The organism is Paenimyroides aestuarii, assembly GCF_024628805.1.
In the GTDB taxonomy this organism is placed as follows: domain Bacteria; phylum Bacteroidota; class Bacteroidia; order Flavobacteriales; family Flavobacteriaceae; genus Flavobacterium; species Flavobacterium aestuarii_A.
Genome location: NZ_CP102382.1, coordinates 390,850 through 407,100, shown reverse-complemented (window position 1 = coordinate 407,100; position 16,251 = coordinate 390,850). Strand labels below are relative to the sequence as shown.

At 33.4% G+C, this 16,251-nt stretch carries 25 protein-coding genes; 8 read left to right on the top strand and 17 right to left on the bottom strand.

Annotated features, from left to right (window positions below; all coding sequences use genetic code 11):
- Window positions 1-9 precede the first annotated feature (9 nt).
- Both NPX36_RS01945 and NPX36_RS01940 read left to right on the top strand, forming a co-directional pair.
- The gene (locus NPX36_RS01945; RefSeq protein WP_257499760.1) at window positions 10-468 is read left to right on the top strand and encodes a hypothetical protein; all 459 of its coding nucleotides are present in this window, start codon (window positions 10-12) and stop codon (window positions 466-468) included.
- Window positions 458-706 (top strand): RHS repeat domain-containing protein, encoded by a 249-nt coding sequence (locus NPX36_RS01940; RefSeq protein WP_257499759.1) that lies wholly within the window; start codon window positions 458-460, stop codon window positions 704-706. The genes NPX36_RS01945 and NPX36_RS01940 overlap by 11 nt, the downstream gene beginning before the upstream one ends.
- Before the next feature lie 191 nt (window positions 707-897).
- Here NPX36_RS01940 and NPX36_RS01935 read toward each other — a convergent pair whose 3' ends face one another.
- The 4 genes from NPX36_RS01935 to asnS all read right to left on the bottom strand — a co-directional run bounded on the left by NPX36_RS01935 (window position 898) and on the right by asnS (window position 5,230).
- The gene (locus NPX36_RS01935; protein ID WP_257499758.1) at window positions 898-1,503 is read right to left on the bottom strand and encodes a hypothetical protein; all 606 of its coding nucleotides are present in this window, start codon (window positions 1,501-1,503) and stop codon (window positions 898-900) included.
- The gene (gene rpoN / locus NPX36_RS01930; protein WP_257499757.1) at window positions 1,503-2,966 is read right to left on the bottom strand and encodes an RNA polymerase factor sigma-54; all 1,464 of its coding nucleotides are present in this window, start codon (window positions 2,964-2,966) and stop codon (window positions 1,503-1,505) included. The genes NPX36_RS01935 and rpoN overlap by 1 nt, the downstream gene beginning before the upstream one ends.
- Window positions 2,967-3,088: 122 nt before the next feature.
- Entirely contained in the window at window positions 3,089-3,718 is a 630-nt protein-coding gene (locus NPX36_RS01925; protein ID WP_257499756.1) for a hypothetical protein, read from the bottom strand.
- Window positions 3,719-3,793: 75 nt separating this feature from the next.
- The gene (gene asnS / locus NPX36_RS01920) at window positions 3,794-5,230 is read right to left on the bottom strand and encodes an asparagine--tRNA ligase (protein ID WP_257499755.1); all 1,437 of its coding nucleotides are present in this window, start codon (window positions 5,228-5,230) and stop codon (window positions 3,794-3,796) included.
- A gap of 132 nt (window positions 5,231-5,362) precedes the next feature.
- Between asnS and NPX36_RS01915 the strand changes: the two genes are divergently transcribed.
- Genes NPX36_RS01915 through NPX36_RS01905 form a run of 3 tightly spaced genes read left to right on the top strand, consistent with a single transcriptional unit; the run spans window position 5,363 to window position 6,713 of the window.
- A complete protein-coding gene (locus tag NPX36_RS01915) occupies window positions 5,363-5,692 on the top strand; it encodes a DMT family transporter (protein WP_257499754.1) in 330 nt (109 codons plus the stop codon).
- Between the two features lie 4 nt (window positions 5,693-5,696).
- Complete coding sequence (locus NPX36_RS01910) at window positions 5,697-6,197, top strand: hypothetical protein (protein WP_257499753.1); 501 nt, start codon at window positions 5,697-5,699, stop codon at window positions 6,195-6,197.
- A 21-nt stretch (window positions 6,198-6,218) separates the two neighbouring features.
- Window positions 6,219-6,713, top strand: a complete 495-nt coding sequence (locus NPX36_RS01905) for a DinB family protein (RefSeq protein ID WP_257499752.1) — start codon at window positions 6,219-6,221, stop codon at window positions 6,711-6,713.
- 110 nt (window positions 6,714-6,823) lie between these two features.
- Here the strand turns inward: NPX36_RS01905 and NPX36_RS01900 are convergent, their stop codons facing one another.
- The 4 genes from NPX36_RS01900 to NPX36_RS01885 all read right to left on the bottom strand — a co-directional run bounded on the left by NPX36_RS01900 (window position 6,824) and on the right by NPX36_RS01885 (window position 9,191).
- Window positions 6,824-7,366, bottom strand: coding sequence for a YqiA/YcfP family alpha/beta fold hydrolase (locus NPX36_RS01900; RefSeq protein ID WP_257499751.1), 543 nt, complete (start codon window positions 7,364-7,366; stop codon window positions 6,824-6,826).
- Complete coding sequence (gene bla, locus NPX36_RS01895; protein WP_257499750.1) at window positions 7,366-8,118, bottom strand: subclass B1 metallo-beta-lactamase; 753 nt, start codon at window positions 8,116-8,118, stop codon at window positions 7,366-7,368. The genes NPX36_RS01900 and bla overlap by 1 nt, the downstream gene beginning before the upstream one ends.
- 71 nt (window positions 8,119-8,189) lie before the next feature.
- Window positions 8,190-8,576, bottom strand: coding sequence for a DUF3060 domain-containing protein (locus NPX36_RS01890; protein WP_257499749.1), 387 nt, complete (start codon window positions 8,574-8,576; stop codon window positions 8,190-8,192).
- 48 nt (window positions 8,577-8,624) lie between these two features.
- Complete coding sequence (locus NPX36_RS01885; protein ID WP_257499748.1) at window positions 8,625-9,191, bottom strand: DUF6642 family protein; 567 nt, start codon at window positions 9,189-9,191, stop codon at window positions 8,625-8,627.
- Window positions 9,192-9,336: 145 nt separating this feature from the next.
- Between NPX36_RS01885 and NPX36_RS01880 the strand changes: the two genes are divergently transcribed.
- Window positions 9,337-9,501 (top strand): hypothetical protein, encoded by a 165-nt coding sequence (locus tag NPX36_RS01880; RefSeq protein WP_257499747.1) that lies wholly within the window; start codon window positions 9,337-9,339, stop codon window positions 9,499-9,501.
- Between the two features lie 127 nt (window positions 9,502-9,628).
- On the opposite strand, the gene frr is transcribed toward NPX36_RS01880, so the two are convergent.
- Genes frr through NPX36_RS01865 form a run of 3 tightly spaced genes read right to left on the bottom strand, consistent with a single transcriptional unit; the run spans window position 9,629 to window position 11,756 of the window.
- Window positions 9,629-10,192, bottom strand: coding sequence for a ribosome recycling factor (gene frr, locus NPX36_RS01875; RefSeq protein WP_257499746.1), 564 nt, complete (start codon window positions 10,190-10,192; stop codon window positions 9,629-9,631).
- Between the two features lie 16 nt (window positions 10,193-10,208).
- Window positions 10,209-10,913 (bottom strand): UMP kinase, encoded by a 705-nt coding sequence (gene pyrH / locus NPX36_RS01870; RefSeq protein ID WP_257499745.1) that lies wholly within the window; start codon window positions 10,911-10,913, stop codon window positions 10,209-10,211.
- Between the two features lie 54 nt (window positions 10,914-10,967).
- Window positions 10,968-11,756 carry a patatin-like phospholipase family protein gene (locus tag NPX36_RS01865; protein ID WP_257499744.1) on the bottom strand — a complete coding sequence of 263 codons (789 nt, stop codon included), beginning with the start codon at window positions 11,754-11,756 and terminating at the stop codon, window positions 10,968-10,970.
- A 48-nt stretch (window positions 11,757-11,804) separates the two neighbouring features.
- Between NPX36_RS01865 and NPX36_RS01860 the strand changes: the two genes are divergently transcribed.
- Window positions 11,805-12,410: a thioredoxin family protein gene (locus NPX36_RS01860; RefSeq protein WP_257499743.1), complete on the top strand. Its 606-nt coding sequence runs from the start codon at window positions 11,805-11,807 to the stop codon at window positions 12,408-12,410.
- A 9-nt stretch (window positions 12,411-12,419) separates the two neighbouring features.
- On the opposite strand, the gene NPX36_RS01855 is transcribed toward NPX36_RS01860, so the two are convergent.
- The 5 genes from NPX36_RS01855 to NPX36_RS01835 form a co-directional block, all read right to left on the bottom strand.
- Window positions 12,420-12,566, bottom strand: a complete 147-nt coding sequence (locus tag NPX36_RS01855) for a hypothetical protein (RefSeq protein WP_257499742.1) — start codon at window positions 12,564-12,566, stop codon at window positions 12,420-12,422.
- Complete coding sequence (locus NPX36_RS01850; protein WP_257499741.1) at window positions 12,550-13,137, bottom strand: zeta toxin family protein; 588 nt, start codon at window positions 13,135-13,137, stop codon at window positions 12,550-12,552. Before NPX36_RS01850 ends, NPX36_RS01855 begins: the two co-directional genes overlap by 17 nt.
- Before the next feature lie 140 nt (window positions 13,138-13,277).
- On the bottom strand, window positions 13,278-13,859 hold the full coding sequence (locus NPX36_RS01845; RefSeq protein WP_257499740.1) for a hypothetical protein: 582 nt from the start codon (window positions 13,857-13,859) through the stop codon (window positions 13,278-13,280).
- A gap of 2 nt (window positions 13,860-13,861) precedes the next feature.
- The gene (locus NPX36_RS01840; protein WP_257499739.1) at window positions 13,862-14,440 is read right to left on the bottom strand and encodes a CFI-box-CTERM domain-containing protein; all 579 of its coding nucleotides are present in this window, start codon (window positions 14,438-14,440) and stop codon (window positions 13,862-13,864) included.
- Between the two features lie 15 nt (window positions 14,441-14,455).
- Window positions 14,456-14,842, bottom strand: a complete 387-nt coding sequence (locus tag NPX36_RS01835; RefSeq protein WP_257499738.1) for a hypothetical protein — start codon at window positions 14,840-14,842, stop codon at window positions 14,456-14,458.
- Window positions 14,843-14,944: 102 nt separating this feature from the next.
- Between NPX36_RS01835 and NPX36_RS01830 the strand changes: the two genes are divergently transcribed.
- Window positions 14,945-15,316, top strand: coding sequence for a helix-turn-helix domain-containing protein (locus NPX36_RS01830; RefSeq protein ID WP_257499737.1), 372 nt, complete (start codon window positions 14,945-14,947; stop codon window positions 15,314-15,316).
- A 27-nt stretch (window positions 15,317-15,343) separates the two neighbouring features.
- On the opposite strand, the gene NPX36_RS01825 is transcribed toward NPX36_RS01830, so the two are convergent.
- The gene (locus NPX36_RS01825; protein WP_257499736.1) at window positions 15,344-16,207 is read right to left on the bottom strand and encodes a cupin-like domain-containing protein; all 864 of its coding nucleotides are present in this window, start codon (window positions 16,205-16,207) and stop codon (window positions 15,344-15,346) included.
- Between the last annotated feature and the right edge of the window lie 44 nt (window positions 16,208-16,251).

Genomic DNA, 16,251 nt, shown 5'->3' with positions numbered 1-16,251 from the left:
AATAATATTATGTATCGTTTTAAAATCATCTCATATTTTGTAATAATCACAGCTTTAATAAGTTGTGAATTTCCTGATAAAGAATACGTCATTTTACTAAAGAATCAGAGTAATCATGGAATAAATTCTTATGAAAACAGGTTACTAACAAAACCTATCTATCCTGATACTTTAATAGTAGAAACTAAATTTGTGTGGGATATAATCCCAGGTGAGAACTTTAGTTTTACATCAAAGAAACCTTGGGAAAAAGTTTTTGAAGGGTTACCGTCAGATACACTATCAATATTTATTTTTCATACAGATACTATTAAAAATAATACGTGGAGTTCAATTATAGATGAATATAAAGTATTAAAGCGTTATGATTTGAGTATAGAAGATATTCAGCTATTAAATTACGATATTCCATATCCGCCTACCGAAGTGATGAAAGATATGCGCATGTATCCGCCTTATGAAGAATAAAGATTTAACGTTCTTAGAAAGAGGATACACAGGACACGAACATTTGCAAGGTGTTGGTTTAATAAACATGAATGCCCGCTTGTATGACCCTAAATTGCATCGTTTCCTTGCACCGGATAATTTTATACAAGATCCAAGCAATTCACAGAATTACAACCGTTACGGATATGTAATGAATAATCCGTTAAAATTTCTCAATATCAATTTGAAAAGAGTGAAGTGCTTAGGTCTTTTTTAGAAACAATCTACTTTAAGCAAATACAGTTGGGAAGAAATTCAAGAACAAAATTTATACGATAAACGTTACAGTTTTACGTTAGATGAAATAAACGCCATGAATTGGGAAGTAGTTTACGATGGTAACTAAATTTATAAAGGAGTGGATATAGTCCGTTCCTTTAATTTTTTAAAGAACCCCAATAACAAATGCTACATACTATAAAACAAAATAAACGACGGCACAAAACCAATTAACGCACCAACGATGATCTCTACATTGGTATGTGCCCTTAAAAACAAGCGCGAACTGGCGACTAAACCAATTAAAAGCAATAAAACGGGTAAAACAAAAAACGGATTTAAGTAATAAGTAGTGGTTTGGTTTACAAAAAGCGGTATGGCACTGCACAGACTGGCCACGTGCACACTGTATTTACGTTTTAAAAGCACGCTGAAAAACAAAATGCTGTAGGAAATACAATAGCCAATAAAAAATACTTTTAAAGAGCTGTTGGAAACATCTGCCCAAATTTTAAAGATTAAAACGTTGATAATTAAGATGTTTACAAAAATAGGTGCGCTGCGTTCGCGCACATTTCGAATCATAATCGACGATTTCAGCAAACCCAACGATTTTAAAAAGAAATAAATGCAAATAGGCAGCAAAAAAGTCATTAAAAAGGCTTGTCCGGTGGCTACAAAACAATCAATAGGTAAAAAAAAGTCGGCATTTAAGAAGTAAAAACATCCTGTGATTATGGTTGGAATAAAAACAGGATGGAATAGTATAGATAGTATGTTTGCAACATGCTTCATTAAATTTTTTTGCGCATACGGGCTACCGGAATATCAAGCTGTTCGCGGTATTTTGCAACCGTTCGGCGGGCAATTGGGTATCCTTTTTCTTTTAACATTTCTGCCAATTTATCATCGGGCAATGGTTTTTGTTTGTCTTCATCTTCAATAATGTTTTGCAAAATCTTTTTAATTTCTATGGTAGAAACTTCTTCGCCTTGATCGTTCATCATTGCTTCAGAGAAAAACTCTTTAATCAGTTTGGTGCCATAAGGCGTGTCCACATATTTGCTGTTGGCAACCCGCGAAATGGTTGAAATGTCTAAGCCCACCATATCGGCAATATCTTTTAAAATCATCGGACGTATTTTAGTTTCGTCGCCGTCTAAAAAATATTCTTTTTGATATTCAATAATCGCACTCATGGTCACAAAAAGGGTTTCTTGGCGTTGTTTAATGGCATCGATGAACCATTTGGCACCGTCTAACTTTTGTTTAATGAATTGCACAGCATCTTTTTGTGCGCTTGATTTTTGATTGGTTTCTTTATAGGTTTGCAACATTTCCTGATAGTCTTTTGAAACGTGCAATTCGGGAGCATTTCGGCTGTTGAGCAATAGTTCAATTTCGCCATCATCAACCTTCACGGTAAAATCGGGAATAATATGTTCAATTGCTCTTGAACTGCCCGAAAAACTTCCGCCTGGTTTAGGGTTTAATTTTTCAATTTCATCAATAGCTTTTCGAAGTTGCGATTGGGTTACATTGTATTTTTGCAACAATTTATCGTAATGTTTTTTGGTGAAAGCCTCAAATTGATTTTCAATAATATCTTTAGCCAAATCGATCGATTCATTGGGCGTTTTGCTTTGCAACTGTAGTGATAAACACTCTTGCAAATCGCGTGCACCCACGCCGCTTGGTTCCAATTCGTGAATAATGTTTTCAAGAATTTGCTGCACTTGTTCTTCACTGGCGTAAATGCCTTGGGTGAATGCCATATCATCTACAATATCTTGAATATCGCGGCGAATATAGCCCATATCGTCCATGCTACCTATCAAGAACTCGGCAATAATTCGTTGTTCGTCGGTTAAAATAAACGTGTTTAGTTGCTCAATTAAACTTTGATGAAAACTAATTTGTGCTTCGATAGGCATGAACGTATCGTCATCGTCGTCGCTGTAATTATTGCTTTTTAATTTATAATCAGGAATTTCATCATCGCTTAAATAATCATCGATATTGATGTCATCTGTGTCGATATGCTCATTGTCGAATTCATCAAATTCATCTGAATTATCCTGAAAATCATCGGCTTCGTTGGTTTCTTCTTTGCCCGATTCTAAGGCAGGATTTTCTACCAACTCTTCTTTTAAGCGTTGTTCAAAAGCAAGCGTGGGCAATTGAATCAGTTTCATTAACTGAATTTGCTGCGGCGATAATTTCTGCGATAATTTTAATTGTAAGTTTTGCTTTAACATTTATAATGCCTCCTATCACTTTATTAATAAAAAAAGTTTGACACGAACTAATTTCATCAAAAATAACAAATAATTAGTCTTGTGTCAAACTTAAAGGGTTGTAAAAAATTGTTTTTTTATTCTTATCTTAAGAACCCCATCTCACGTATATTTTTGTGGATAGCAACAATATCTTTTGGTATTTCAGCGTGTATTAGCCAATTAACGTCGAGCCCGTTATTGATGGCTGCATTCATAAAACCGGGGTTTTCGCCGATATAGCTTCCTAATTGGTTTAAGCTTTCAGTGAATTCGTACTGTTCATCTTCGTGAAATTTTGCAATATTCATCAAAATTTTAAAAATTCGGGCTAAAGCAGGAACATAAAATTTATTTGCTTTTTGTGGCGGATATGTTTCTAATTTTTCATTCAGTTTTGGTATTAAACTGTTTAAAAGATAAAGATTTAGATAAGGATCGCCAAATTTATCTTTGGTAATTTGAACGTGTTCGGTAATCATTCCACTCATATAGCGCACATCCATTGATAAATATCCAGGTGAATAAAAATGTTTAATCGCTCGGTCTATTTCTAAAGATAATGATTCTTCTAATTTTTTTCGCTTTTCTTCAACGGTTTCTGTACTCACTAATTCAAAAAGCAAACGGTTAGCCAACGCTAAATCTTTTTTTAACAACCGAAAAATGAGTTTGTCTTTTTCGGTTGATGACAGATGTGATATAGCTTCTTTAAGTTCTTTTGGTAAAATCATTTATAATAAAATTTAAAATGGTAAGTTAATAAAAAAACGCTCAAACTTTTTTTAAGCTTGAACGTTTTTTATGATTTAAAACTCTGCGTTTTGCGGTGTTCTTGGGAATGGAATCACGTCGCGAATATTAGTCATACCAGTTACGAACAATACCAAACGTTCAAAACCTAAACCAAACCCAGAGTGCACTGCCGATCCAAATTTGCGGGTATCCAGATACCACCACAATTCTTCTTCGGGAATGTTTAGTGCCTGCATTTTTTCTACCAACACCTCATAGCGTTCTTCACGTTGTGATCCGCCTACAATTTCACCAATGCCAGGGAATAAAATATCCATTGCGCGAACGGTTTTTCCGTCTTCATTCAAACGCATGTAAAAAGCTTTGATTTTAGCTGGATAATCAAACAAAATCACCGGACATTTAAAGTGTTTTTCAACCAAGAAACGTTCGTGTTCGCTTTGTAAATCGGCTCCCCATTCGTCAATAATGTATTGGAATTTTTTGTTTTTATTGGGTTTCGATGCTTTTAAAATATCAATTGCTTCGGTATAAGAAACGCGTTTAAAATTATTCTCTAAAACAAATTGTAGTTTTTCAATTAAACGCATTTCAGAGCGTTCTGCCTGTGGTTTCGATTTTTCTTCTTCAATCAATCGGGTTTCCAACAATTTTAAATCGTCTTCGCACTTTTCCAAAGTGTATTTAATCACAAATTTGATGAAATCTTCCGCCAAATCCATGTTGTCGTCTAAATTGTTAAATGCAACCTCTGGTTCAATCATCCAAAACTCAGCCAAATGGCGCGATGTGTTCGAGTTTTCCGCGCGAAAAGTGGGTCCAAATGTATAAACTTGCCCCAAAGCCATGGCGTATGTTTCTGCTTCGAGCTGTCCAGAAACAGTTAAATTGGTGTGTTTTCCAAAAAAGTCTTCTTTATAATTGATGCTTCCGTCTTCATTTCTTGGAGCAGAACCGTCTAATGGCAACGAGGTTACTTGAAACATTTCACCCGCACCTTCTGCATCTGAACCCGTAACAATCGGAGTGTTCACATAGAAAAAACCATTGTCTTGAAAATATTTGTGCACCGCATAAGAAAGCGTGCTGCGCACTCGCATAATGGCACCAAACATATTGGTACGAATACGCAAATGAGCATTTTCACGTAAAAATTCTAACGAGTGTTTTTTAGGTTGTATAGGATATTTTTCAGCATCTGAATCGCCTAAAATCTCCATTGTATGTGCTTGAATTTCGTATTTCTGACCTTTGCCTTGGCTTTCAACCAACGTACCTTTTACGCTAATGGCCGCACCAGTTGTAATGCGTTTAATGATTTCTTCGGGAAATGCATCTAATTCTAAAACGCACTGAATGTTGTGAATGGTTGAACCGTCGTTCAAAGCAATGAATTGGTTGTTTCTAAAACTGCGAACCCAACCTTTTGCCACCACTTCTTGTAAAAGACTTGAACCTGCTAAAAGATCTTTAATCTTGGTATGTTTCATTATATTTTGCTATAAATAGGTGTCAATTGTTATAGGGTGCAAAAATACAATTTTTTTTCATTGTTTGAACGGATAAATTTTAGCCCTTTTCTTAGCCGAATTCTCTATCTTTGATTGCTAAAGATTTTAAAAATGAACTGGATTTTATTGATTATTGGCGGTTTGTTCGAAGTTGCTTTTACTTATTGTATTGGCAGGGCACATACAGCTGCCGGAACAGAAAAATATGCGTGGTATTTAGGTTTTTTGATAAGTGTTTCTATTAGTATGGCATTGCTTATAAAAGCCAGTAAAACCTTGCCTTTGGGTACAGCTTATGCGGTGTGGAGTGGGATAGGAGCTGTGGGCTCGGTAACCATGGGGATTTTGTTTTTTAAGGAACCAGCCGATTTTTGGCGTATGTTTTTTATTTTTACATTGATTGGATCGATTGTAGGATTAAAAATGGTTTCGGCACATTAAAAAAATGAAAATTATAATAGCTTTCTGTTTTATAATATCTTTTTCTTCTTGTAAAAGAGAAGAAAAGGTAGTGCTGCAAAGCGAATTCGTTTTTGCTTATTCAGGAATGCAAAATTTAAGTGTATTTAAGTTTACAAAGGATACGGTATTTGTTTCACATAATTATCCATCAAGAATTAAAGGTTTTTTTTATTTGATGAATAATGATGAAAAAACTAAAATCAATGGTTTTATAAATACTGTTAAGCATATTGATTACAAAAAAGAATATATAAATGAATATGTTATAGATGGTTTAGATTATCAATTTGAATTTTTAGAGCATAAAAAACGAATTTACGTTCAGAATTTCGAATCTGATGAGACAAAAACGCTTAGCGATTTTGCAAACTATTTGATTAAACTAAGTAATAGAAAAAAACAAATCGAACATTCTAACTTAAAAATTGATTTTGGAAATACAGCAATATTTTTTAGAGATTCGGAACCTTGTTTATTTGAGTGAGCAATTAAAACAAAAAATATAATGAGCATTAAAAAAGCAATACTGATTGAACTAGAACGCGAAAAAGAAAACACCAAGCGCATCATCAGTAGATTAAAAAACGAACATTTTAGTTATAAACCACATGAAAAATCTAATACTTTAGGTGTATTGGCAAATCATATTGTGGAGTTGCACAATTGGGTAGATTTTGTGCTTACTAAAGATACATTTGATTTTCATACTGATTATCAACAACCCAAACTATCATCCGTAGAGGAATTGTTGCAAACATTAGAAGCAGATTTTCTGAAAAACAAGGCAATTATTGAACAAATGGATGAAACCGTTGTTTTTGAAAATTGGACGTTGAAAGCAGGTGATCATGTAATTGTTTCGTTGCCCAAAACAGGTGCGTTGCGTTTCTTGGTTACCAATCATTTGGTGCATCATCGCGGACAGTTAACGGTTTATATGCGTTTGTTAGACATCCCGGTTCCTGGGGTTTATGGACCATCGGCAGATGATAAAGCCTAAAGGTTTTGCTACATAAAAGCCTATTAAAATTTTACCAGATAGAAGCATAGAAAATTTTTAAATTCATCTGTATTCTATACATAAAAAACTATGTTTCTATGTGGTTTCCATTAAATCACTTCATTAACAGAATCAATCAAGCGTAATAGTTCTGCAGTATCTAAATCACTCAAAGTGTGATTCCATTCGCCTACAATAATTTTGTTTAATTCAAATAAACGTTCGTAGGTATAATGATAATCTAAAATTTCGTCGTTTTTTCCTAAAAGAATCAATCCGTTGGCTAAATCTGCCGGTGGATTTTTCAATTGATTTGCCAGCAACATAGGAAAAAGATAATTGTCTGTTTTTCGTTGTTCTACGTTCAACAAAGGATTTATCAATACAAATGATAGTTCTTTATCTGCAAATTGTTCTAAAAGTTGATAGGTGAAATTTCCCCCTGTTGACGATCCAATCAAACAAACCGGTTCGTTCCAATTAATTTGGTTAACAAGTTGCCATGTAAGTTGTTCCAAAATATCCGACTGCTGTTCATTCCATTCCAATGCAATTGCTGTTGCATTATTTGCCCATGCATGTGCCTGAATTTTTTTGAACTTGATGCTGTTTGCGCCTGTGGTACCAAAACCGTGAATGTAAACGTACTGCATTATTTCTGTGTGAATAATTTTATGGTGTAATCAATTAAGTTGCTGTTTCCAACGGCACCATGCCCCGGAATTACTATTTCGGCATCGGTAATCGTGCTTTTTAATTTGGTTGCTGTTGTTGCCCAAGCAGCTTCATTGGCATCGGCTAAATTTCCTTTTGTAGCGTTTAATTCTTTAATCAAGCAGCCGCCAAACAGCGCTTTTTCATGTGGATAATAAGCTACAATATTGTCTTTTGTATGCCCTTCACCAAAAAAATAAAGTGTTACAAGGTGCTTTCCTACTGCTATTTGTTCTTGATTTGTAAACGATTTTAAAGGAAAAGGAAGTTGTTTTTCTTTTGCAATTTCGATTGTTTTTTCGTTTCCGATTGATGAAATTCGGTATTTATGAAATGCATGTAATCCACCCAAACAATCATCGTGAAAATGCGTGGGAACAATTGCATTGATTTTACTTTTTAAGTTTTTTTGAATCCATTGAATCAATTCTTCTGAAATTTCATCGTTTACGGGTGTATCAATAACCACCGTTTCGTTATTGTTGTAAACAATCATTCCGTTGCAGGGAACATTGCCAAAACTTTCGGTTTGCAAAAACGAAGTGTGCTGATACACATTCGGAGAAACTTGTGTAATGACTAATGTTTCGGACTGATAAACTTTTTTGCTTTCTAATTTTTTCTTTTGTGTAGAACAACTTAAAGTTATTATCGAAATCACAGAAAGCAAAAATAATTGAATGATTTTCATGGAATGTAGATTTCATTCAAAAGTACAAAATAAAAAATCCGTTTTTTAATCTTAAAACGGATTTTGATACTTTATATTTTCGTTATTTTGTTGTTTACGCCTGCGACCGAAGTTTTGGCTTTGCCATCTGCTGCCGATGACTTTTTGTAGTTTACTTTATTACCCGTACCTTCAATTTGTATGGTTTTCACATCGTCAACCGTTACTACGTTATCCACACCTTCAATTTTAATCAAATCACATGCGCCAATAATGGTGATTTTGTTATTGGTTCCTTCAATACGAATGGTTTCATCGCCAGTTACTTCAACCGTTTTGGTTACGCCCACACCTTCAATAATAATTTCTTTTTGGTGTTTTTCAGTTTTTATAGAAAGAGTGTTTGGTATCATAGCAGATGTAGTCAAGGAAGCAATTCCTAAGCCAATAACCGCAATTATTTTTAAATGCTTTTTCATAAAAAATTATTTTTATTAAAGGTACAATTTTAATGCCAATTTTTCAAATTAATAATACAAGTGAAACCCTAAATTGGTGCACAAAGCGTAATGTTTCTGAAAAAGTTCTTCTACGAGTTCGGTTACATCGGTAAAATGAATGTGCAGCGCCAAGAAGTGATAATCGAGCAAAATACTGCTTGTGAAGTTTTGATGTTGATAACCCGAGATGGCTTTTGCACCCGTGACATCTAAAAAATATTGAGCCGTTTCGCTGTCTAAATTTAAGGTTTTAGAGTTGGCAAAATGCAGAATTTTACCTTTTAATTTCCCTTCAAAAAGTTCGGCAATTTCTTCTAAAGTATAAAGATAATCGTTTACGATGATTTCATTTTCTGTACCACCGCAAATAAAATACAATAAATCATAATCTTTAAAATTGCGGTCTTCATAAAGCAATACGTTTAGGCTGTTCTCAAAATCATCTATACTGTCAACAGCCTTATACACATTTACTATATGATGATTTTGAACCAATTGCTCCAACAGTGGAAAAACGGCACTTTCAGCAGTGTCATTTACAGCAGAAACACATTCTAGACAAAAAACTTTCGATTGCTCGTTGGGTAAATACATTACTATTTTTTATCAAAGATATTGTTTCGGTTGCTTATAAAAAAGCAGCATTATAAGGCTTTTGTTTTTTTTAGGAATATTTAATATACTATTTAAACATCTTTAACGTTTTAACGATTAGGTTTGCAATAATCAAATTTCATTTATGAAAGAACTGTTACTTTTCTTTTTACTTTCGATACCTGCTTTTGCACAGAAATCTTTTTTTGTAAAAGATGCTTCTACCAATAAACCCATTGCATATACAAGTATTTTAAGCTACATCGTAATTAAAAATCATTGGGAAGATAAACTCCATATTTTTACTTGAGCATATTGATAAGGAAGCTTATCCTTTGATTATGTGCGAACTTACCCTAACAAACTAGAACCAACACAAGTACTTTTGATAGCAATTAATTTAGCAGAAAAGCCACTCGATTTGAGTGGCTTTTTACTTATACTTTCATGATTTCTGCTTCTTTCTCAGCGTAGATTTCATCGATTTTTTTAATATACGAATCGGTTAATTTTTGAATGCGGTCTTCGGCATCTTTACAAATATCTTCAGAAGTGCCTTCTTTTTCTTGTTTCTTTATATCGGTATTGGCGTCTTTACGCGCATTGCGAATGGATATTTTAGCATCTTCAGCCTCGGTTTTAGCTTGTTTAGCCAAATCTTTACGGCGTTCCTCGGTTAAAGCAGGAATGTTAATAATAATCATATCGCCGTTGTTCATTGGGTTCAATCCTAAATTGGCAATCATAATTGCTTTTTCAATAGGTTGCAACATGTTTTTTTCCCAAGGTGTCACGGTCAACGTTCGTGGATCAGGCACATTGATATTGGCTACCTGTGATAATGCTGTTGCCGATCCGTAATAATCTACAAAAACAGCACCCAACATTTGCGGGTTTGCTTTTCCGGCACGAATGTTTAACAAAGCTTTGTTTAAATGCTCAATAGAACCGTTCATTGATTCTTTTGCTTCGTCTATTATAAAATTAATTTCATCTGTCATAACTGATCTCTTTTTATTAGTAAACTGTTGTGCCAATGTTTTCACCCTGACACACTTTTAATAAATTACTTTCTTTGTTCATGTCAAAAACCACAATTGGCAAATGGTTTTCTTGGCTCAAGGTAAATGCGGTTGTATCCATCACATTCAATCCTTTTTCCAAAACATCGGCAAACGAAATGTTTTCGTATTTCGTTGCAGACGGATCTTTTTCCGGATCGGCAGTATAGACACCATCAACGCGTGTTCCTTTTAAAATTACATCGGCACCCACTTCAATTCCTCTTAAAACGGCAGCAGTATCGGTGGTGAAATACGGATTTCCGGTTCCTGCACCAAAAATTACAATTCTGCCTTTTTCTAAATGGCGCACCGCTCTGCGTTTGATATAAGGTTCTGCAATTGCTTCAATTTTTAATGCAGTTTGCAAACGGGTAAGCATTCCTGCATCTTCCAAAGCGCCTTGCAATGCCATTCCGTTAATTACCGTTGCCAGCATTCCCATATAATCGCCTTGTACGCGATCCATACCTTTGCTTGCTCCGGCAACACCTCTAAAAATGTTTCCCCCGCCAATTACAATGGCTACTTCCACACCTAAATTAACGATTTTTTTTATTTCTTGGGCATATTCTGCCAAGCGATTTGGGTCGATACCGTATTGATTGTCGCCCATTAAAGCTTCACCACTTAATTTTAGAAGTATTCTTTTGTATTTCATACTGAAGGAAAATTTATTTGCAAATATATTATTTTTGCTATTGTTTAAAAAAGCTTACGGCAATTTATCTTTTATTTTTTCAAAGTCTGCTTTAGCATTTTCGTATCCGATATCAAAAATTTCATCCATACGTTTTTTTGAAGTTTCAAAGGTGCTGTAATTGGCCAATTCATCGGGCTGAATATGCCAATCACACAGCTCGTTTTGCGGAAAAGTATTTTGCATCATCATGATTTCAAACGCTCGCAATGCCACCGATTTTATCGAGCTGAATTTTGTGGATTGTTGTGGCAAATAGGGGTTTACGTTGCTACCAATTAAAAAATCGCAGCGCCCCTGAATGGTGTTTACCGGATAATTGTTTAAAATGCCGCCGTCGCTGTAAATTTTATTGTTTACCACCACCGGTGAAAATACACCTGGAAACGCACTTGATGCCAATATGGCCGAAACAATTTTGGTGTTTTTATGAAAGATTTTAAGTTTGCCGCGCTCCATTTCGGTAGCAGAGATGTATAATTCCACATCCAATTCTTTTATGGTTTTGTTGCCAAATTCTTTTTCAAGGTATCTTCCAAATTGATCGGCATCCAAAAATCCGGCTTTTCTAAAAGATAAATGCGTCCAGCTGAACAAACTCACCGATTTAAAGAATGAAAGGATATCCTTTGGCTTCATTCCATTGGCATACAAACCACCCACAATTGACCCAGCGCTTGTTCCTGAGATAATTTCCGGAAAAATTTCCTGTTCGTTTAAAAATTGTAATACGCCGGCATGGGCAATGCCTTTGTGTCCACCGCCAGAAAGTGCTAACCCAAAAATTGTTGAGGTGTTGTTCATTGTGTTTTGTAACGTTTAAATCGTTATTTTTGCATAAAAATACAAATAATGAAGGCGATATACCAAAAAGCCCTTGCAAATTCGCTGGCGTATAACGATTATTTAACGTTAATTGATGAAAAAATTGCCCAAGAAGCATCAACAGGGCATGAACAAAACCAAATGCTTACCGATTTTACAAAACTGAATCGCGCCCGAATGAAGCGTTTGGATAAAACCCAGCAAATTCTTCCCGAACTGGAAATTATTACAAAACAAATCACCGAAAAACAGGTTTGGCTTGTACTTACCGAAAGTTGGTGTGGTGATGCGGCTCAAAATGTTCCAGTGTTAAAAAAACTTGCCGAAATGAATCCGCAGATTGATTTGCGAATGGCTTTGCGTGACGACAACGATGAATTAATGCAAAAATACTTGACAAATGGCGGAAAGTCAATCCCGAAATTGATTGCCGTTTCTGCTGATTTAGAGAAGGAATTATTCACTTGGGGACCACGACCAGCAGCGGCACAAGTGGAAGTGAAACGATTGTTAGATGAAAACGGAGGGTTCAACGAAAAAGTGAAAGAAGGTATTCAAATTTGGTACAACCACGACAAAGGAATTTCAATGCAACAAGAGCTGATAGATCTATTAAAAAACGCAACTAATTAAGCTGCGTTTTTATGGTCTTATCTTAACAATTTTGTTGTCACGAATAATAACAACTTCACTGTTTTTTTGTCTTTTAAAATCAAGCATTTTTTCGTAGGCTGTTTCTAAGCCTTTTAAAATTTTATTTTTTCTTACTTCTTTAGCATCTTTCGTCATATATGTTTTTTAAAGAATTAAATTTATCTAAATTATGAATTATAATGTTTTCTGCAAAATTTTTTTCAGCAATTAAAACAGGTTTTCCGTCTGAATTGTCAAAAATTAAAGTTTGTTCTACCATATCAATATAAATTTCAAAAAGATTTTTGATACCGTTAAGATATCTTCTTTCAATTACACTTTCAGGTATACTATGTCCACCTTCTCTAACCCGTACTTTTACGCGTTCTTTAGCGAGGTCTGAATTTTTTAGCCAAAAGAAAAGAAGCGTTACGCTATAGCCATTTGCTTTAGCTTTATTAACTTTATGTTTGTATGTTTTTGAAGCTAATGTTGTTTCAAATGCAAAGTTTTCTTGATTTTGAAATAATTCGTCAATTCTGTTAAGCATAATTCTTCCTGATTCAAAAGCTACCTTTTCAGGTTGAAAAGGCGATAATCCTTTCGCTATTTCATCAGCATTTACAAATTCTTTACAATCTAAAATTTCAGGTAAAATAGTAAATGAAGCTGTGGTTTTCCCTGCTCCATTACAACCTGCTATTATGTATAGATTTTTTTCATTCATAAATCAAAGTTACATTTTTTTTACGCAAACTGGTATTAAAGATTTCTATGCAGAATGAACTGATGGAAATTTTGTAACAGAGAATCTCTGTAAATTTTACAGGGATTCTTTTATTTTTTTAAAACGAAAATGTAATAAGATTAAATTGTTTTAAAAATAAAACTTTTAGATGCTGTCGAAATTTCAGATTTTTTTAAACTTTGATTATACCATTTCTTTTGAAATTTTAATGCTAAATAATTATTTTCAATAGTACCTTCAAAACCTATATACTGGAAAGGTAAATCATCTAAATCTCCAAAGTATTCATTTTTAGAAGCAAAATAAATGTTTATTCGATTTTTGTCTGAAATTTCGTATTTCCCGAATTCACCGCTTAAATTTTCCATTGGATTTGGAAGACATCCTTCAAAATGTTTTATTATCTCGTTTTTAATATCATTTCTGACAGGTGTGTTGATAGAATCAATTATTCCTGCATATCCGTTTTTAAAAAAGATTAATACACAGGCTATATCTTGTTCTACTTCACAAGTATAAAGTTTATTAAATTCCATTTTATTAGGAATTATTGTTTTTTTGTAAGAGGTTATCGAGTGATATTCATCTTCTTTATTTGTTTTTAAATCATTCTTAAAATCATTTGGGTAAATAATCTTATCAAATATGCCAAACATAAATAGAATGATAAAAATTATAACTATTATAATAAAGGTTGTCATTATTATCTTTTTATGATTCTTACTAAAGGGTTTAAAATAAGTTGTTTAATGATTGAATTGATTATTTTTTTATTTTTTAATTTTTGTGAAATTTTAGGAGAATATCTGTAATAATAACGTATGAAGAGTTTGCCCCATTTATTTTTGGATAAACGGTAATCTCTGAATCTTCTTAATTCTTCAACTTCGTGTGCGTTTATATTACCATAACACACCGTTGCAATATAACAGTTAGAAGATGATTCGTCGTCATTCCTAATTGTTTTTTGAATGTTTTTCCCTTTTGTATAACAATCCTTGCATATATTATATATTATCCGGTCATTTATTAAATGATTTGTAAAAGAGTAATTTGAATTATATGTATCATTTCCACATTTCCAACAAATTTTATCGTGGATATATCCGCTTCTTTTTAGAAAGAAAAATGCTTTTTGATCAAAACTTATACCTCCTCCAAACATAGATTTGGGGTCTGTCCCTACAAACCACTGGTGTCCATTTTTATGTTTAAAACCATGTTTATTTAGTACTTCACATAGTTTCTCTACTTCAAATCTTAACTTCTCGATGTTTGCCATTTTATAGTCATATTATTATTGCTCACTTAAAATTGCTTCAATTTCATGCATTTTAATTCCAATATCTTCAATTAACATATTGCACATTAAAGTTATTTTTTTTATTGCAGTTTGTGGAGAAGTATTTGCAACGCTATGAAATGCTCTCACAACAAATTTTTTGTTATCGTAAGATAAATTTCTTAACTCTCTAAAAAGCAATTGGTCATCAGGTACTTGTATTGTTTTTAATTTGTTTTGATATTCATTCATTGTTATTTGAAGTAAGCCAGCATTGAATTCAATAGCAAATCCTTCTTCCATATCAATGTCATTGTCATCTTCCATTGCTATATAAACCATACCTAGTATAATAATTACTTTTTCTCGTGTAGTAAGAGATTTTGAATGATAATTCTCCATAAATTTCTGTTTTTATTATTTTCCAAATCTCACAAAAATTAACAACTTAAAATTTCGTTTTTAGGGTGTTTTATTTACTTTTACGGAAATTAAGTTTCGGTTATGGATAAGTTTACAGAAATAGAAGAGGTAGAAAAAGTAATCTCGAAAATAAAGGAATCACGTAAAGAAAAAGGTTATTCGCACGATGTTATGGCGGTTGAATTAGGTATTAGTCCGTCTGCTTACAATAAAATTGAGCGCATGGAATCTAAACTAACTTTAGAACGTTTTTTGCAAATTAAGAAAATTCTAGATAAAGATTATTCCGATTTTTTTGATATTAAAACAGATAGAATTTTTAATCAAACCGTTAATGATCAAGCCTACGGAAATATTGAACATTACTATCAAGACAATAAAGATGTTTATGAAAAACTAATACATGCAAAAGATGAGCAAATAGCTTTATTAAAAAGTTTAATAAAACAATAAACGCAGCCAATTAAGCTGCGTTTTTGTTTATTTCAACAAAGCATTTGTTCGTCTAATAGCTTCGGCATCTTTATAATCTAACCATTCTTGGCCTTTGCGTTTTCGCATAAAATTATCATACAAACGGTTAAAAGTTACATTTTTTAAGCCCGCAAATAAGTTTTTTGGTCTGCCGGCTAAACTTCGTAAACTCAATGAAAATCCGGGTGTTTGGTATTTCATGTAATGCCACCAACCTTCGGGCATGTAAAGCATTTCGCCGTGTTGCAATTGGGTAATGTACGGATTCACTTTTTTAAGCGCCGGAAATCGTTCAAAATCGGGATTGTCAAAATCGATGTCCTCATGGCAAATCCACGAATAGGGCAAGCGGTACATGTATTTTGTTTCTTTTGGATCTACCAATACACATTGTTTTTTTCCATTGAAATGAAAATGAAAAATATTTGGTAAATCAATATCATAATGCATAAAAACCTTTGCATCTTCACCACCAAAAAACACCATCGGCAAACTTTTTATCAAACGTAAACCTAAATCGGGCCACCGCATATCGTCTTTCATTTGTGGTGCATCTTTCATAAGATTATAAAGAAAAATACGTAAATCGGTTGGGCCTTTCTCAAGAATGTCAATGTATTCAGCCATTGTCATTTTAAAATCGGGTTCGTTTACTTTTTTGGTGTAATCGGTTTTTCTACTGTCGTAAAGCGGCACTATTTTATCGCCGGCAATTTCTCTAATAAAATCTAAATTCCATTTTTTAAAAGCAGGCCAATCTTCAATTTGATTGGTAATAACAACTGGTTTTTGTTTTTTATAATAGTTCTCTATAAACTCTTTTTTCGTAAGTTTTGTTACGCGCTCAATTTCTATATAATTAAAACTCATACTTAAATTTTAGCTAAATCTTCTAAAGGTATAAAAGTAGTGAA

Coding starts and splice junctions, on each gene's coding strand:
- NPX36_RS01885 (WP_257499748.1), bottom strand. CDS start 9,191: ATGTATTTACCCAACGAGCAATCGAAAGTTTTTTGTCTAGAATGTGTT.
- pyrH (WP_257499745.1), bottom strand. CDS start 10,913: ATGAAATACAAAAGAATACTTCTAAAATTAAGTGGTGAAGCTTTAATG.
- NPX36_RS01845 (WP_257499740.1), bottom strand. CDS start 13,859: ATGACAACCTTTATTATAATAGTTATAATTTTTATCATTCTATTTATG.
- NPX36_RS01890 (WP_257499749.1), bottom strand. CDS start 8,576: ATGAAAAAGCATTTAAAAATAATTGCGGTTATTGGCTTAGGAATTGCT.
- frr (WP_257499746.1), bottom strand. CDS start 10,192: ATGACAGATGAAATTAATTTTATAATAGACGAAGCAAAAGAATCAATG.
- NPX36_RS01945 (WP_257499760.1), top strand. CDS start 10: ATGTATCGTTTTAAAATCATCTCATATTTTGTAATAATCACAGCTTTA.
- NPX36_RS01840 (WP_257499739.1), bottom strand. CDS start 14,440: ATGGCAAACATCGAGAAGTTAAGATTTGAAGTAGAGAAACTATGTGAA.
- NPX36_RS01910 (WP_257499753.1), top strand. CDS start 5,697: ATGAAAATTATAATAGCTTTCTGTTTTATAATATCTTTTTCTTCTTGT.
- NPX36_RS01860 (WP_257499743.1), top strand. CDS start 11,805: ATGAAGGCGATATACCAAAAAGCCCTTGCAAATTCGCTGGCGTATAAC.
- NPX36_RS01830 (WP_257499737.1), top strand. CDS start 14,945: ATGGATAAGTTTACAGAAATAGAAGAGGTAGAAAAAGTAATCTCGAAA.
- bla (WP_257499750.1), bottom strand. CDS start 8,118: ATGAAAATCATTCAATTATTTTTGCTTTCTGTGATTTCGATAATAACT.
- NPX36_RS01880 (WP_257499747.1), top strand. CDS start 9,337: ATGAAAGAACTGTTACTTTTCTTTTTACTTTCGATACCTGCTTTTGCA.
- NPX36_RS01835 (WP_257499738.1), bottom strand. CDS start 14,842: ATGGAGAATTATCATTCAAAATCTCTTACTACACGAGAAAAAGTAATT.
- NPX36_RS01935 (WP_257499758.1), bottom strand. CDS start 1,503: ATGAAGCATGTTGCAAACATACTATCTATACTATTCCATCCTGTTTTT.
- NPX36_RS01915 (WP_257499754.1), top strand. CDS start 5,363: ATGAACTGGATTTTATTGATTATTGGCGGTTTGTTCGAAGTTGCTTTT.
- NPX36_RS01850 (WP_257499741.1), bottom strand. CDS start 13,137: ATGAATGAAAAAAATCTATACATAATAGCAGGTTGTAATGGAGCAGGG.
- rpoN (WP_257499757.1), bottom strand. CDS start 2,966: ATGTTAAAGCAAAACTTACAATTAAAATTATCGCAGAAATTATCGCCG.
- NPX36_RS01925 (WP_257499756.1), bottom strand. CDS start 3,718: ATGATTTTACCAAAAGAACTTAAAGAAGCTATATCACATCTGTCATCA.
- NPX36_RS01940 (WP_257499759.1), top strand. CDS start 458: ATGAAGAATAAAGATTTAACGTTCTTAGAAAGAGGATACACAGGACAC.
- NPX36_RS01900 (WP_257499751.1), bottom strand. CDS start 7,366: ATGCAGTACGTTTACATTCACGGTTTTGGTACCACAGGCGCAAACAGC.
- NPX36_RS01865 (WP_257499744.1), bottom strand. CDS start 11,756: ATGAACAACACCTCAACAATTTTTGGGTTAGCACTTTCTGGCGGTGGA.
- asnS (WP_257499755.1), bottom strand. CDS start 5,230: ATGAAACATACCAAGATTAAAGATCTTTTAGCAGGTTCAAGTCTTTTA.
- NPX36_RS01855 (WP_257499742.1), bottom strand. CDS start 12,566: ATGACGAAAGATGCTAAAGAAGTAAGAAAAAATAAAATTTTAAAAGGC.
- NPX36_RS01905 (WP_257499752.1), top strand. CDS start 6,219: ATGAGCATTAAAAAAGCAATACTGATTGAACTAGAACGCGAAAAAGAA.
- NPX36_RS01825 (WP_257499736.1), bottom strand. CDS start 16,207: ATGAGTTTTAATTATATAGAAATTGAGCGCGTAACAAAACTTACGAAA.